This window comes from Saliterribacillus persicus, from assembly GCF_003337485.1.
Taxonomy (GTDB): domain Bacteria; phylum Bacillota; class Bacilli; order Bacillales; family Amphibacillaceae; genus Saliterribacillus; species Saliterribacillus persicus.
In genome coordinates, this window is the sequence record NZ_QPJJ01000001.1 from 283,138 (window position 1) to 299,531 (window position 16,394).

The 16,394-nt window shown below is 32.6% G+C and carries 14 protein-coding genes; all 14 read right to left on the reverse strand.

The features are described 5' to 3' along the window. Positions 1-15: 15 nt before the first annotated feature. Positions 16-1,212, reverse strand: coding sequence for a glycosyltransferase (locus DFR57_RS01200; RefSeq protein WP_114351302.1), 1,197 nt, complete (start codon positions 1,210-1,212; stop codon positions 16-18). Then, a complete protein-coding gene (locus DFR57_RS01205) occupies positions 1,209-2,063 on the reverse strand; it encodes a hypothetical protein (RefSeq protein ID WP_114351303.1) in 855 nt (284 codons plus the stop codon). Before DFR57_RS01205 ends, DFR57_RS01200 begins: the two co-directional genes overlap by 4 nt. Before the next feature lie 35 nt (positions 2,064-2,098). Continuing rightward, on the reverse strand, positions 2,099-2,602 hold the full coding sequence (locus DFR57_RS01210) for a hypothetical protein (RefSeq protein ID WP_114351304.1): 504 nt from the start codon (positions 2,600-2,602) through the stop codon (positions 2,099-2,101). 643 nt (positions 2,603-3,245) lie between these two features. Further along, complete coding sequence (locus DFR57_RS01215; RefSeq protein ID WP_114351305.1) at positions 3,246-4,043, reverse strand: glycosyltransferase family 2 protein; 798 nt, start codon at positions 4,041-4,043, stop codon at positions 3,246-3,248. Positions 4,044-4,062: 19 nt separating this feature from the next. Further along, on the reverse strand, positions 4,063-5,223 hold the full coding sequence (locus DFR57_RS01220) for a glycosyltransferase (RefSeq protein ID WP_114351306.1): 1,161 nt from the start codon (positions 5,221-5,223) through the stop codon (positions 4,063-4,065). A 513-nt stretch (positions 5,224-5,736) separates the two neighbouring features. Further along, on the reverse strand, positions 5,737-6,468 hold the full coding sequence (locus DFR57_RS01225; RefSeq protein ID WP_114351307.1) for a GNAT family N-acetyltransferase: 732 nt from the start codon (positions 6,466-6,468) through the stop codon (positions 5,737-5,739). A gap of 15 nt (positions 6,469-6,483) precedes the next feature. After that, a complete protein-coding gene (locus DFR57_RS01230; protein WP_114351308.1) occupies positions 6,484-7,113 on the reverse strand; it encodes a sugar transferase in 630 nt (209 codons plus the stop codon). A 4-nt stretch (positions 7,114-7,117) separates the two neighbouring features. Then, positions 7,118-8,368 (reverse strand): DegT/DnrJ/EryC1/StrS family aminotransferase, encoded by a 1,251-nt coding sequence (locus tag DFR57_RS01235; RefSeq protein ID WP_114351309.1) that lies wholly within the window; start codon positions 8,366-8,368, stop codon positions 7,118-7,120. A 1,411-nt stretch (positions 8,369-9,779) separates the two neighbouring features. Continuing rightward, a complete protein-coding gene (locus DFR57_RS01240) occupies positions 9,780-11,609 on the reverse strand; it encodes a polysaccharide biosynthesis protein (protein ID WP_114351310.1) in 1,830 nt (609 codons plus the stop codon). 42 nt (positions 11,610-11,651) lie between these two features. Next, entirely contained in the window at positions 11,652-12,533 is an 882-nt protein-coding gene (gene galU, locus DFR57_RS01245; RefSeq protein ID WP_114351311.1) for a UTP--glucose-1-phosphate uridylyltransferase GalU, read from the reverse strand. 106 nt (positions 12,534-12,639) lie between these two features. Further along, on the reverse strand, positions 12,640-13,407 hold the full coding sequence (locus DFR57_RS01250; protein WP_114351312.1) for a tyrosine-protein phosphatase: 768 nt from the start codon (positions 13,405-13,407) through the stop codon (positions 12,640-12,642). A gap of 197 nt (positions 13,408-13,604) precedes the next feature. Next, on the reverse strand, positions 13,605-14,363 hold the full coding sequence (locus DFR57_RS01255) for a tyrosine-protein phosphatase (protein ID WP_114351313.1): 759 nt from the start codon (positions 14,361-14,363) through the stop codon (positions 13,605-13,607). Between the two features lie 353 nt (positions 14,364-14,716). Next, complete coding sequence (locus tag DFR57_RS01260) at positions 14,717-15,409, reverse strand: CpsD/CapB family tyrosine-protein kinase (protein WP_114351314.1); 693 nt, start codon at positions 15,407-15,409, stop codon at positions 14,717-14,719. Further along, positions 15,384-16,148: a YveK family protein gene (locus tag DFR57_RS01265; RefSeq protein ID WP_114351315.1), complete on the reverse strand. Its 765-nt coding sequence runs from the start codon at positions 16,146-16,148 to the stop codon at positions 15,384-15,386. The genes DFR57_RS01260 and DFR57_RS01265 overlap by 26 nt, the downstream gene beginning before the upstream one ends. Positions 16,149-16,394 lie beyond the last annotated feature (246 nt).

The window sequence follows — 16,394 nt, forward strand, 5'->3', positions numbered from 1 at the left end:
CCTCACTTTTAACAATCAATTTAACAATCGGATTAAGTAGTCATTTAAATTATAAGCATTGTCCATGTGATCCTTACAATTATCTGAAAGTTTTGCACACAGCGTATCATCGTCCAATAACTTTTCAATTGCTTCTGCTATGTCTTGTCCACTCATACTGCAAACTAAACCTGTTACTTCATTTTCTATCTGCTCTTTAACAGTATCATAATTTGTAACGATGATGGGTTTACCTACATACTTTGCTTCGTCAACAGCATTCGACTTCCCTTCAGTTCGTGAGGGATGAACAAAAATATCACATTGTTGTATATAGGCTAAAGTGTTACTCTGAAAGCCCAATAGAATAAATGAATCTTCTAAGCCTCTGTTTTTAATCATAGATTCTATATTCGTCTTTTCTTGCCCGCCTCCTAAAATATACCATTTTATTCTCTTACCTTTACTAATTAATTTTTCACATGCATCTATAGCCATATCAATACCTTTTAATGGGTCTAATCGACATACAGTTAGAATTGTTTTATATGCTTGATCATTAGGCATTAGGGAAGCATCATAACCGATGTTATCGTAGTAGGTTAGTGGAATATAATTATACAACACATTTAACTTACCTCTCATAAATGGAAATTCATTTATAAAAATATCCGCACATTGTTGTGAAACTGCCAAAGAACCGTCAACTTGTCTGAAATATTTTTCTTCAATTTCCTTACTTAATCCTAAAATTCTGTAATCGCTTCTAACCCAATGGAATTTTCTATTGGCACTTACACAGTCTACAACGAAATATGTCGTCAATCCTGCCGATACTCCAAAGGCCATATCATACTTATCAGTTAATACAGGAAGCTGACTGTGATATTTCATCCAAAATTTTTGCCTTTCTTGATTCATGTTTGTCCTTAAAGTAAGATGTTTAATAATTGAGAAAATTGCGGAAAGACACATTCTGACATTTCCATTTTTTAGTAATATACCAAGATACTTTACTGTTTGATTTACTGGAATTGTTGCAGCCGTAATTAAAGGGTCAGTCGTCAAGACTTTAGTTTTTGGATTAATATACTTCTGTAATATACCTTTTGAGTTTAACACTAACAACGAGACATCAAACTTAGAATAATCAATGTTGTCTAGAATTGCTAATAAGCTTTTCTGAGGTCCACCAATATTTGTATTATTCAACACGAATAATATTTTTTTCATTTAATATCCTTCCTTTTTAAAGTTATTCTTGTCTTCCTGTTTAAATAAAGTAATATATATAATGGTACTACTGAACTAAAAACAAATCCGGAAAATATCGAGAAATTCTGAGAGAAATTAAAACCAAAACGAACTGCAAAATATGACATAAAAAAAGCTGTAATAATATCTGTTGCTTCAGTATATTTTTGGTCACATTTAGTCATTAACCATACAATAAGTAGTTCTGGTAAGATAGACAACGTGTAACCCGTATAGAATAAACCTTGTCCTATAGTTGGAATTATCGCATCTCTTGATAAGCCTCCATTGTATACTGTTATATTATATAGAGTTGATGTTCTGTTCTCTAAATCGAAAAAACCACTTATCATAGGTGCATTAGCAAATACATCGTTAAAGAAAGTATTCAAGTTGAAATTATTAGCGTAAAGTTCTTTTGCTTTGTAAGCATATCCTAAATTCTTGGGACCTACAAAATAAGATTCTAAATAGCTTGTAAAAGTAGAAAATGTGTAAGTTTCATTTGTTCCTAGGTATGTATTCTTAAATATCGTAAGCGAAATAGTAACAAACAGTATCAAAATAGACACAAGCGCAAACGTTTCTTTCTTTTTATGTGGAAATATCTTAATAATAAAAAATAAACTTGCTGCACCAGGAATTATAGCTGAATTTCGACTGATTCCAGTGAATATCATCAAATTAAAAAATAAAACTATAAAAATAATTGCATAAAAATATAAAGCGATCGGTTTTCTATTATATTTTTTAATGAAAATACTTGCTAACAATAAAGGTAATACTAATTTTGACCAATCTAAAATTAAACTATTAATCCCACTTACCACTTCACCGTATTTATATATTTCTGCGTTAGAAGTATTTAAAAAAAGTTAAAATTGTTGAGTGCGTTTGGATTTATAAGCACAATTATTATCGCAATAACAATAATAGCTTTAAAAACTAATTCTGGACCTTTCGTAATATCATTTTGTAAATAGTTTACTTGTGAATTTTTTTCGTATTTTCTATAGTAGTTATTAGTAATAAATATTAAAAATAATCCTAGACATATTTGTTCATATATCATAAGCATAATACCTTCAGTCATATATGCTTGAGCGCTATATTCACCATCAAGAAGAACAAAAAAAGGAATAAATATATACCTTATTATACATATAACATTTAAAATAAACATTCCAGGATATATATAATACTTGTGTATTTGTCCAAAAATAATAAATAATATAAGATAAATCAGTGGAACACAAATCAAAAGTAGTGCATCAGTATTTTGATTAAATATAATCAAAATTAAAGTTAATGATATCACTCCAAGTATCCAAAAAAATAGTAGTGTTTTCTCATGGATTTTCTTATTCAAATTTCTCGCTCCCGTATTAATAATAATTTTTAATAGTTATTATTTTTTATCTCTTCTAATATTTTTTTATTTTGTAAATAAAACCTGCAATAAATGGACTTTTACAAATAATTCCTTGCGGAAGTATCATCATTTGTTAAACAACCGCAATATACAATTATCGAACCTTGCACTTAACTTCATTCTTTAAATTTTCTCAATATATGCCCACCAATATAGTTTATCCTCTATTGTTCACTTGAAATCACCTTCATAAATAAAATCCCTGAAACAATTAACAATTAACAATTAATACTACCATACGTAACATATAGTTGCGTTATAATAAAATGTTAACCCTACTTAATAATTTGATGATAATACTTACCTATACAAGAATCAAGACTTCATTAAGTTGCTTGAAGGAGGATTATACTTTGTAAGTACTGATATTGGTTGACTTTAATATTAGGAAATATCAAGTAATCTATATTTTGGACATGTCTCATATATCAAATTGTATTTTCTCTTTATCTACTGATCTTTATTAACGTCTAATAGATTTTTAACATTATTGATTCCACCATAAACTATTATCTTTAAACATACAAGATTGTATTTTTTCATCTTAATCCTTGTGCAGGTCAAATCTTTTATTATCCATTTACATTTGAATTATTCGTTTAATCCAAAACATTACTTTATTTGGTACTAAGCCAAGTACCAAGGGTTTTAGAATATATATATAGTTAACAAAACCGGTATTCATAGCCTTATAGCCTTTATATCTAAGTTTCGCCTCATCAATTCTGTATTTATACTTTCTACGTTTATAACCATTGTTTGTTTCATAAATATAATAAAGCTTATTTGATAAAGTTGCCCCGCTCAATCCTGAAGCATACATCCGCATGAAAAGATCATAATCTTGACCCCGACGAGTCTCTTTATCTACTCTATATCCTTCCACAACATCGATTGACCTTTTTCGAAATGTCGTTGCTGCATGCACAAAACATAAGCCTTTAATTAAGTCATCTGACTTTCGAATACCGTTTAATAGCACCCTCTGTCCCCAAATTGTTTTATGGTCGAAAAAAAATGCAGATGTGCTTACAAAATCTACATCCTTAGTGTTGTCTAAATAATCAACACATATTTGTATTCTATCATGGTGAGAATAGTCATCGCTATCTTGAATAACTATATATTCTCCACTAGCTTGTTTGATGCATTTATTTCTACTAAATGCGGCATACATATTTACTGAATTTGAAACAAGCTTAATTCTATTGTCACTTAATGTTTTACTCTTAATTATTTCTACTGTTAAATCTGAAGAACAATCGTCACAAATAATTAATTCCCAATCACTAAAGGTTTGGTTTTGTATTGACTCAATTGCTCTTATTATTGTACCTTCTGCATTATATGCGGCCATTATAACGGTAACCCTAGGCATACTATCGTACTCCTCTATTTTACCTTGAGTTGTAGCTATTTATTAATCTATTTTTATCCTCAAGATATTTATCCATTAATACATCCTTATCAAAACTTTCTTTAATTAATATTCTTGCATTCTTCCCTATTTCAACTCGTAAATGAACATCTGTAGCCAACTGAATTAGTTTATTTTTTAATTGTACCCAATCTTTTACTTCAACTAAAAAACCTGTTTCACCATCTATAATTGAATCAACTGGTCCTGGTATATTGGAAGCTACAACAGGTATTTCCATGGCTCCAGCTTCTATTGGACCCATCCCAAAACCTTCACGATAACTAGGAAATAAAAATATGTCCATAGCTGCATAGTATTTATAGACTTCCTGTGTATTACCACAGAAAATGACATTACTACTATTGTCTGCCCAATTTCGCAATTCACTATTAACGGTCCGATATAAATCTTTATCGCCAATTAGCAATAGCTTGGCGCTTTCCAGCGTGGATAATAATTCCTTAAATGCTCTTAGCAATTCATTTGTTCCTTTATCTTTGCGTAGAGCACCCACAAAACCAACCACTATATCATTACTACTAATTAAATATTTTTTACGTATTTCCTCTCTCCATAACACCTTCTTATTTATATCAAAAACATTAAAATCAATTCCTTTTGCACTCCCATTCCAAATTACATATGCTTTGGAAGAAATATATAACCCTTCTTTTACTCCAAAATCTAAATTACTCTTACTATCAGGTTGTACTATTGTTGAACAAATACAAGTGATTTTTTCTAACAGTTTAAATATAAATCTAGTAATTCCTAAATTACCAGTATATCTAATCCCCCATTGGGAGTAAACTCTTACTGGTATTCTATGTAATTTAGCTGCTACGCTAGCATAAAATGATGCGTTAGGACCAGAATACACTACCATATCATAATTATTTTTTTTAAAGTGATTATAAAATTGAAATGTGCATTTTATTAGATCTGTTATAGAAGCACCTCTTCGCATCGGAATTTCTATAATTCTAATTTCCTGTTCTAATTTACTTTTAATATCATTTTTATCCGAGCAAATAAATGTAAGATCATAATTGCTATTTTTGAGATGTTTTAATTGATCTTTCAAAAAATAATCATAAGCCCTTCCAACCGTGTTGATAAAGCATACTTTTTTATTCATGCATACACCTCTGTTTATAAGACTAGTTTAATTAAATACAGAACAAACTTACTTACATATATAAAATCTCAATCCCCCACTAACATCTTAAAAATAAATTTACTAGATAGTTAGAGATCTATCCTCTTTTAAGACTATGGAAAGCATTTTCCCCTTATCCAATCATATTTCGAGAATAATTAAGCACACGATCGCTATGCTTGTATGAACTACACATTATAAATTGTGGGGATGCCATGTTTTAGAATTATCTCTAATTTTTACGGCCCTAAAAGACGATCAAGCTATCTCATTCCGAATGTAATATAAAATGTCATACATATGAGATCCACCTTTTGGCTAGTAATTCCAAAAATCAGTATTTCTCACTCTTCCCATGAGTGAGAAATAAACGCAGTAACAATCATATTAACTTATCTGATTATCTTTTGTTGCAAATCATTTCAGTGAAAAATGGAAGGTGCTGACTGTTCTCAATTCCTTAACTCTTCGTCAACACTTCTAATAAATCTTTTATACTTTCCACAAATGATATACTTGATGGCATCCTATTTGTTTACAACCAAGTCTATGATAAAAGTTAATTGCATTAATGTTCCGCACCTGAGTACCTACTCTTATTTCATTATATCCACGTTGACGAGCTGCATATTCTACAGTTTTAAATAAATCTTTACCAATACCGCCTTTAGTAGATGTTTGTGACACAGCAATAAGTTCTATTACACAAGCATTATCTGAATAGGAATGTAATAAAAACCCATTTATCTCACCATTCACATCCTTAGATAAAGCATAAAACTTATTTGGCTTTTCAAAGGAATTTATAAGCCATTGTTGGTAGACCTTAGCACCACCACGTCTATCAAGCTCAATATCCTCTGTGAACTTAGAAAATTGAAAATCTGCCATTTCAATGACTTGCTCATTTCTCTCTAGAGCTTCATAAATTATAATGTTTTCTGCTTTTTCATGTTTACTACCTAACGTCTTCTTGAACTGAATATTCACATCTGCCAAAAACGCTGAAGTATCCTTCCCCAGCATTTGTGCATTTATAGGATCTGAGTTGCGATTTTCAATTGAAATAAACTGGAATTCTTTAAATTTAGTTTTAAGTTCATTCCATGTAGTAGAGGTAAGCGGCCTATATAAAACTGCTTTAGCACAATTAACACCAAAAAATTCTGTGTCCCATTCTAATTCATTGAAAGATATTGCATTTTTTTTGGTTTTTTCTTTCATATGAAATACTCCCTCCTACATTCCTGCACTCTTGCTCTTACTTGACTTTGTGCTATTTTCAGAAACATATATATCCTCACGCTTTAAAACCGATAACGCAGTTTTAAAGAAAATTTTTATATCAAGCCAAAAAGATAAATTATCAATATAGTAAATATCATATTGAATCCGCTCTTTCCAGGGTACTGTATTGCGATAATAAGCTTGATTATAGCCGGTAACTCCTGGTTTCACTTCTAACTTACGCGCCTCGTTTCCCTTATATAATTCACGATGCTCAGGTAAATCTGGTCTTGGTCCAATGATGGTCATATCACCTTTTATAATATTTATAAGTTGTGGTGTCTCGTCTAAACTTGTCTTGCGAATAAACTTACCTATCTTAGTTAATCTTGGATCATCATCTGCATTAAAAGTTGAGCCATCTGTATTTCTTAAATCCGGTGCATTCATTTTCATGGAACGGAATTTATACATTGTGAATATTTGTCCGTTTTTACCAAGACGTGGAGAATTATAAAAAATAGACCCTTTGTCTTGAAGATACATAATTGGACCAATAATAATCAATATAATGAACCAGAAAGGTAGAGCGATTATTGATAAAATTAGATCAAATACTCTTTTAATAAATCTCTTATACATCCTCTCACCTCACTTGTGAATTATTAGTCACACTAACTAAAATCTCTTCCAATGCTTTCTTCAAACTCTCAACTACATGCTCCACATCCTCATTACTCAATAAAGTATGAAGGGGAAGTGTAATCTCATTCTTGTACATATCAAAAGCGACTGGATAATCTTTAATGTCAAATCCTAAATTTTTATAAGCTGTAAACATAGGTAATGGCTTGTAATGTACGTTACAAGTAATCCCAGACTCAGCTAGCATAACAATTATTTTATTTCTCTCGGCTTCACTAATGCCAGGGATTCTGGTTAAATAGAGATGCCCAGAGGAAGCAAAGTCCCCACCAAAATGCTGCAAGCTTTGAAAACCTAATGGTGTAAGGAGGATATCGTACATCTCAATAATTTCTTTACGCCTTTTCATCAGACCATCATATCTACTTAACTGTATCAAACCAAATCCAGCCATAATATCAGTCATATTACACTTATAAGCTGGATAGACAATGTCATATTCCCATGCACCTATTTGTGTTTTTGACAGTGCATCTTTAGACTGGCCATGAAGGCTATATAACATATATTGTTTGTACAGCCACTCATCATCCAATCCTTGTACTTTTCGCCAAACAACTGCACCACCTTCAGCCGTTGTTAGATTTTTCACCGCATGGAAAGAGTAGCAAGTGAAATCTGCAACTTGACCACATTTCAAGCCATTTCTCTCAGCTCCAAAAGCATGGGCAGCATCAGTCATTACTATTACTCTATTAAATAACTTTTGAAGCTCATTGTTGGCTATAAAGAGATTTTTCTTACTTTCTACTATTTTATATATAGTTTCGTAATCACACATCTTCCCTGCAATATCAACTGGAATAACTGCTTTCGTCTTCTCTGTAATCGCATTAGCAAGTTTTGAATAATCCATTTCAAAAGAATTTGGAGCATTATCAACCAATACAATTTTTGCTCCCACATGATCTATAATTGAAGCAGATGCCGTATATGTATAAGCAGAGGTTATGACTTCATCACCTGGACCAATACCCAATATACGAAGGGTAAGTTCCATTGCTGCTGTAGCAGAATTTAAACAGACTGCTTTATTTGTACCCACATATCCAGCTATGTTCTTTTCAAACTCTTTTGTTCTAGGTCCAGTTGTAATCCAACCGGATTTCATTGCTTTTACAACTTCCTCTATCTCCGCATCTGTAACATCGGGCGGAGAGAAAGGTATGTATCTCAATTTAGGATCAGTCATATGGCTTCCTCGCTTTACATTTAAATTTATTTTTCATGCTAACTAATACGGAAATTTACTATTGCAAATAATCATAGCTATCCATTATTCGGCCTAGAAAAAAATCAATAGAAATTAGTCGCTTAATACTTAACTGGAATATAACTCCAACCAACTAGTAACCCACTAAAATCTAATTCCATCCCATATACCCTCTTGTAGATAAAATGCAATCTTTTTTCCATTTTCATATTTCAACTTCAAAGCTATACCCAAGTGATTCTAAACCACCACAACCAACTGCATTCTTTGTTTCAATCTAAATTTTTATAATCCCAGCTTCCAACATTTTTGTGATATGATATCACTAAATCTCCACAATTATATGAATAGCCACATCGTCCTTTATTTGCTGAATTAGTTCTTTAAGTTTCATAACTCTCAACTCCATTTAATTTATCTACCACACATACTCACCTCGTAATGTCTATTCAATCATCTAGGATCAACTGCTGCATTTTATTATCACCCCTTTATTGAAAAATAGCTCTCCTTCTATTAAATTACCATTAAATCAACCTGTGATTTCTTTCTATACAGCTTCAAACCCTTATCCCATAAGGTTTATAGCACCTTATCTGTATTTCATAGTCAATTCCTTCTACGGATTCAATACGTTTTCAAAATATTCTTACTTAAAAAAGCCTGTTAAATCAATGTTTTAACAAACCGTATGTTTATAAATAGTCATTTTTATCTATTTCATCTATCACACAGTAACCCCAAGAGTATTATGCACAACCGATAAACCCTATATAGTGTGTTTTTTTGATATCTAAAAATTTCGACACTCTACATATTATGTTAACCTAACCCCAATAGTCACTTCCTCAATTGCATTCAATCCCTTTTCATGAAAATCTCATTTAAAAAAGTCTGTCAAAATACTTTTTTATAATTTTTATTTTGATTCTCCTATCAACAATAAAATGAATTTCATTACTATTTAATATAATAGCTATTTTAATAATAAGTAGAAAAATATGACTCCATAAACGCATGTGGTCCTACAAAAATGGAATGTACGGAATATCATTACCATAATTCACATGAATGCTAGAATGTAATTCTTCGTTAATCCAAGTGTATTTTCCACCGGCAGGACATCGATTTTTTCATAATAATTTAGTTCATTACAAATTGATTAAATGACAACGAGATTTGATCTAATTTTCTTAAGACAATATGATGCTTATAATTCTTTTTCAATGTTAATTGATTTGCATTACAAACTTCTATCTTTGATTGTCTTATTATATTACCTACAGACGTAATTGCAGTACTAGTAATATCGCTAACTACAAAACAGCTGAGTACCACCATTGATATTGGTTAAGGAGATATTACCAGCTAATCCAATAAGTATTTCACATTATTTCACTTGCGCAAGCTTCATTCTTTGTTCTGCATAAACAATTTCCATCAACTGCTCTTTTAACTCTTCTTTTGAATAACGATTGAAATTTGTTATTAATTTAAGTAATTGATCTCTATCAACTTCAACTGTACGTCCAACATAAATTTTATTATAAACTTCACCAGGTAATACTTCATCCTCACCAAGTAACTCTTCGTACATTTTCTCACCAGGACGAATACCACTATATGAAATAGGTATCTCGTCTTCATTAGAACCTGATAGCTTAATAAGGTTTCTTGCCAAATCTACTATTTTGACTGGTTCACCCATATCTAACACGAAAATTTCTCCACCTTTAGCAAGTGTTCCTGCTTGAATCACAAGTCTAGAAGCTTCTGGAATGGTCATAAAATAACGCGTCATATCAGGATGAGTAATGGTTACAGGCCCACCCTTTTCAATTTGCTTTTTGAATAATGGAATAACACTACCTCTACTACCAAGCACATTACCAAAACGAACGGCTACAAATTTAGTAGTACTGTGTTTTGCTAAATCTTGCACTACCATTTCAGCAATTCGCTTGGTAGCACCCATCACATTTGTAGGATTTACTGCTTTATCAGTGGAAACTAATACAAACGTGTGAACACCATAAGCATCAGCCGCTTCGGCTACATTTCTAGTTCCAATAATATTATTTTTAACAGCCTCATGCGGATTATATTCCATCAATGGCACATGTTTATGTGCCGCGGCGTGATAAATAATTCTAGGGTGATAGGTTTCAACAATCTCAAAGATCCGCTCTCTGTCTTGGACATCACCAATAATAGGTATTATTTCAATATTTGTTTCCTTGTACATGTCTCGTAGTTCCATATCAATTGTATAAATGCTAAATTCGCCATGACCAACAAGAAGAATTCTACTAGGTGTAAAACGCATGAGTTGTCTACATATCTCTGAACCTATCGATCCCCCAGCACCAGTTATCATTACTGTATTACCTGTCACGTATTCAGAAATCGTGTTGATATCAAGCTCGACCGGATCTCGTCCCAAGACATCCTCTACATCGACATTTTTAAGTGTGTTGACAGATACTTTTCCGGACACTATATCTTCAATCTTTGGAACCATCTGTACTTTTGCATTTGTTTTGTTACAAGTTGCCACGATTTCTGTTAAATCACCATTAGATAGAGAAGGAATAGCAATAACAACATGGTCTATCTCAAATTGTGTAACAATTTCAGGAATGTCCTTCGTTGTTCCAGCTACTGGTAGATTATAGATTTGCATTTTTTGTTTATTTAAATCATCATCTGCAAAAGCTACTGCATTTAGTTCGTTATTTTGTTGCTCATTTTTTAGTTGTCGTGCAATCATAGCTCCTGCAGACCCCGCACCTACAATCAGGGTTCTTTTACTATTTTCCGTATCATTAATATATCTGTCACGGAAAATTCGCCAGATAAATCTTGAACCTCCGATTAATAGAATATGTAGCATCCAGGTGACAATGAGTGCCCGACGGTAAATAGTAAAGTCGTTTACCACATATTGAACAATGCCTGCTGAAATAACAGAAAAAGTAATAGCTTTCACAATAGCAACTAGCTCGCCTACACTGGCATAAGCCCAGACCTTATTATAAAGTTTATAAATAAAGGCAAATAGATGATGAAAAAATAACAACGACAAAGAAGCGATAAAGATTGCATCCAACCCTGTTACATTGGTAGTTGGATAAGCAATCCATGCCGCTATGAATATTGCTGTTGTAACAATTACTGAATCTAATGCTATTAATAAAAGTAGTCTTATACGATAACCCATGGGTTTCATCCCTTCATCACAATAACTTTATTAGAACATTTGTTAGGTTTGTGAAGTTATTGATTCATTTAATTCCTGAATCATTTTTCTTACATCTTCACCAATTTCGTCATTCTTCAATGCAAATTCTAAGGTAGTACGAACAAATCCTAGCTTTTCACCAACATCATATCGTTTGCCTTCAAAGTCATACGCAAGTACTTGTTCTTCGTCATTTAGTCTGACAAGCGCATCTGTCAATTGAATTTCTCCACCAGCACCTGTTTCTTGTTCGTTTAAATAATCGAAAATTTTGGAAGATAGTACATATCGTCCCATAATGGCTAAGTTAGAAGGTGCAGTCCCTTGTTCTGGCTTTTCAACGAAATGATTTAGTGAGTATCTTCTACCCTCGTTTGATTTTGGATCGACAATCCCGTAGCGATGTGTTTCACTATCTGGCACTTGTTGCACCCCTATAATGGATCTACCTGTTTCTTCGTATTGATCCATTAATTGTTTTAGACAAGGTTTTTCTGCTTCAACAATGTCGTCACCAAGCAATACAGCAAAAGGTTCGTCTCCGATGAATTTTCTGGCACACCAGACAGCGTGTCCCAATCCTAGTGGTTCTTTTTGACGAATATAATGGATCTCAACTTTTGCAGGTTGTTTTACTTTTTCTAATAGATCATATTTACATTTTTTAAACAGAATATCTTCTAGTTCATAATTATTGTCAAAATGATCTTCGATTGCACGTTTCCCTTTACCAGTAACAATAATTATATCTTCAATTCCGGATGCTACCGCTTCTTCGACAATATATTGGATTGTCGGTTTATCTACGATCGGCAACATTTCCTTTGGCATTGCTTTCGTTGCTGGTAAAAAGCGCGTCCCTAAGCCTGCTGCCGGAATTATGGCTTTTCTAACTTTTTTCATGTGAGAAGTCTCCAATCATGCGATAATATTTCTTGAATTTAAAATAATTTAATGTGTATTATCAATACATGTTTTCTAGTCTATTGGACCTTAGAACTGTCTCCAATTAAAAAAATCCTAATATTTTCTTTTTTTTGATTTTTTCTGGCGCTTCACCTACGACATTTTCTCCATTAATAAGAAATTGTGTGTTTTCCATAAACCAATAAACCATCGAGGAACCAAATTCATCTTTAATGACACTATTCGCTTCTTGCATAACAAATCCTCTTGACGTTGTGTTATGTGCATCTGTTGCAATAAAATGAGTGAGATTGGACTCGATTAGCTGCAGACTAAACTTCTTGATCTTTTTACCAAATTTCCCTGCCACGCTTCCTGCTGTGACTTGGGTGAGTGTTCCGTCTCTGACTAAATCAAATAAGATATTGGGGTTTTCCAAGAGTTCTTTATTTCTTTCAGGATGAACAATAATCGGTTTGATTCCTTGCATCTGCAAATCAAACATTAATTGTTTGGTGTATCTTGGTACATGGTTAGAAGGGAGTTCTACAAATAAATAGCCGGACGTTTCATTTAATGGAAGTAATGCACCTACTTCTAAATCAGCGATCATCTCCCCATAAATTCTCGTTTCCTGGCCGGGAAGGACTGTAAGAGGAATATTTTCTTCTTGTAATCTGTTATTTAAACTATCTACCATTTGTAATATATCTTGTTTTGTATTTGTATATGAACCGTTTAAATGATGAGGTGTAGCAATGATGGTATCTATACCTTGTGCAATTGCAGCTTTCGCCATTCTGACACTTTCCTCGGTATGTTTTGCACCGTCATCAATCCCTGGCAGTATGTGGCAATGTATATCAATCACATGGATGTCTCCTTCAACTGTTCCTTTTGGCATAATAATCATAATGAAATTTGACTTTTTTGTTGCTATTAGCCCAAGTATAGCAGGAATGGTTTACAAATAAAACCCTATAATTTGTATGTTTTTGTCGAAACAAGTTTACAATTGTTAATATTTCAAGAAAATTAATATTTAGAACACTATTATGATGCCACAGTCTAAAATAGCCCAAAAATTTTCTTCACTTTTATACGCAAAGGTTCATTTCCAATCACTGGTTCATCATTTGCAACCGCAAATCCATTTTCTATAAAATAATACTCCTGATTATGTCCAAATTCTTTCCTTATGCTATCTAATGCTTTTTTATAGTGATAATGTTTTCGGTCCTTCGCTTCTGAAGCTACTAAGTGTACCAAATTATGCTCGATTAATTTCTTACTAAGTTTTTCTATTCTTTTCCCATGAGCACCTATTACACTTGAACTACACACCTGTATCAATGCTCCCGCTTTCACCAATTCATAAATAGCATTTGGTTCTTCTTCTACCCATCCATACTTTTCAGGATGTGCAATGATTGGCTGATAACCTCTAAGTTGCAAATCATAGATCACTTTTGAGGTGTATTGTGGCAAATGGTTTTCTGGCAAATCCATTAACATATACTTTGTATTGTTAAGGAATAATAACTCGTCAGCATCAATCATTTCGATTATATCTCCATGGATTGGAACCGTTTGACCAGTCAGTATATTAACCTTCACATGCTCTTTCTCTAATCGATTATTTAATTCCCTTACCCCTTCAATTACTTCGGGAATAAAAAAATGGTGCTCCTCTATCATTTGTTTTGGTGATGCAATAATCGACTTTACACCTTGATTTTCAGCTTCTTTCGCTATCGCTACACTTTCTTCCATATGTTTTGCACCTTCACCAAAATTAGGTAATATATAACAATTTACATCGATCATAAGTCCTTCCCCCATTCCTTCTTTAACTATCTTCAATTCGAATTAATGTTCTTTTTAAAGGATAACATAATGCTTTTGTCGAGGGGTGAAAAGTTTTGTCGATTACTATTTAAATAGACATCTTTTTGTAACTTTCTTATTTTATCAACATTTTAATAAAATTTGATTGAGTGTTTTGATTGGAATTAAGTACAATATAAAGAACGATTCAAGGGTTGAGATGTTTTTTAACTTCATATGACTTTAGTCTTGGTTCAATTTTGGAATTAGATCAAAATTAAAAGTTAGATAAATGGAATCTAAAAAAGCCATGGTGAGCTACTAATATGTAAACACACCATGACTTTTTTATTTTAGGTTCCGTAATAGTAATAATGGGCCTTTTTCTGTTCGCGGTCATTTAAGACAACACCCAAAAGTTTCGCATTCGCTTGTTCAAGTAATTCTTTTGCTTTTTGAGATGCTTCTACATCTGTTTGCTTACTTCTTACTACCATGATCGCACCGTCACAAATATTCGCTAAGATTTGTGCATCTGTTACTGCTAATACTGGTGGTGTATCAAATAGAATTAGATCATAATACTCTAGAGCTTCACTAATCATTTTCTCCATCGCCTTTGAACCTAGAAGTTCAGAAGGATTTGGTGGGACTGGTCCGCAGGATAGTAAATCTAAATTAGCCACATCACTTTTTGCTACTGACTCATCTAATCCTGACTCTCCAACTAAGACACTACTTAAACCTCGTCTATTATCCATTCGAAAAGTGTAATGAAGTGTTGGTTTTCTCATATCTGCATCAATTAGTAATACTTTTTTATTTTGCTCAGCAAAAACGATTGCCAAGTTAGCTGTTGTCGATGACTTTCCTTCTGATGGACCAGAAGATGTCACCAGCATTGTTCTTAGCTCACCATCCACAGAGGAAAACTGTAAATTAGTTCGAATTGTTTTATATTGTTCTGTAATAGGTGAACGTGGGTTTAGTTTGGTTATTAGGTGACGGATATTACTTTGTTTAGACTGTTTTTTTCTTCGCGCCACTAAACTCACCTCTTCCTTTATTTTTTCCGGATACTTTTTGTAAATGACCTGTTACTATGTCTTTGTCGTCGATGTGCGAAATAACACCAAGTATCGGTAAGCCGAGTTTATTCTCAACATCTTGCTCACTTTTTAATGTGTTATCCATATATTCTAATAAAAATGCTAACCCGACTCCAATCATACCGCCCACAACAATGGCGATGGCGATATTAAGAAGTGGTTTGGGATCTACTGGTGTTGGGTTTGATGGAGTAACTGCTTCGGACAACACACTTACGTTATTCACATTCATTAATCCTGGTAAATCCTCCTGGAAAATTTCAACGGTTGTATTCGCGATATCAGTTGCTAAAGATGCACTAAAATCAGTAGCTGTTAGTGTTACAACCTGTGAATTTTGTGAACTTGCGACACTAATTTTATCACTTAAAGCTCCTGCTGAAATATTCAAATTCAATTCTTCTACGACTTGGTCTAATATGCGATTGCTTTTTATAATATCGTTATATGTATTTATAATTTCAACATTTGATCTAATTTGGTTAATATCAACGTTCGCTGTTTCTCCACTATCTTGATTAACAATAAATTGTGTACTCGACTGATAGGTTGGTGTTAAAACAAAAAAACTAATGACTGCACTAACTAAGGCTGCTCCTACTACTAGTAATAAAATTAACAAAAAACGCTTTTTAAGTGTTTCGAATATTTCCTTTAGTGATATGGTTTCTTCCATTACTGCCTTACCTCCGGATCTTTTAAATAGCTTTAATAAGTATTTATGACTTGTGTCTACATTTCTACATGACGAAAAATCACACTACAAACGAAATTATAACATAGTAACTTAAAATACAACATATGATTTTCTTTTTTATGGGAAATATACAAAAGTGAAAGGATAAAGTGAGGACACATAGATAAATTAAACTTCACATAATTAAACAGGCCGGAAATTGATAGAATTCACTTTCATTATGTG

Coding starts and splice junctions, on each gene's coding strand:
- DFR57_RS01200 (WP_114351302.1), bottom strand. CDS start 1,212: ATGAAAAAAATATTATTCGTGTTGAATAATACAAATATTGGTGGACCT.
- DFR57_RS01235 (WP_114351309.1), bottom strand. CDS start 8,368: ATGACTGATCCTAAATTGAGATACATACCTTTCTCTCCGCCCGATGTT.
- galU (WP_114351311.1), bottom strand. CDS start 12,533: ATGAAAAAAGTTAGAAAAGCCATAATTCCGGCAGCAGGCTTAGGGACG.
- DFR57_RS01220 (WP_114351306.1), bottom strand. CDS start 5,223: ATGAATAAAAAAGTATGCTTTATCAACACGGTTGGAAGGGCTTATGAT.
- DFR57_RS01255 (WP_114351313.1), bottom strand. CDS start 14,363: ATGATCGATGTAAATTGTTATATATTACCTAATTTTGGTGAAGGTGCA.
- DFR57_RS01230 (WP_114351308.1), bottom strand. CDS start 7,113: ATGTATAAGAGATTTATTAAAAGAGTATTTGATCTAATTTTATCAATA.
- DFR57_RS01225 (WP_114351307.1), bottom strand. CDS start 6,468: ATGAAAGAAAAAACCAAAAAAAATGCAATATCTTTCAATGAATTAGAA.
- DFR57_RS01215 (WP_114351305.1), bottom strand. CDS start 4,043: ATGCCTAGGGTTACCGTTATAATGGCCGCATATAATGCAGAAGGTACA.
- DFR57_RS01265 (WP_114351315.1), bottom strand. CDS start 16,148: ATGGAAGAAACCATATCACTAAAGGAAATATTCGAAACACTTAAAAAG.
- DFR57_RS01240 (WP_114351310.1), bottom strand. CDS start 11,609: ATGGGTTATCGTATAAGACTACTTTTATTAATAGCATTAGATTCAGTA.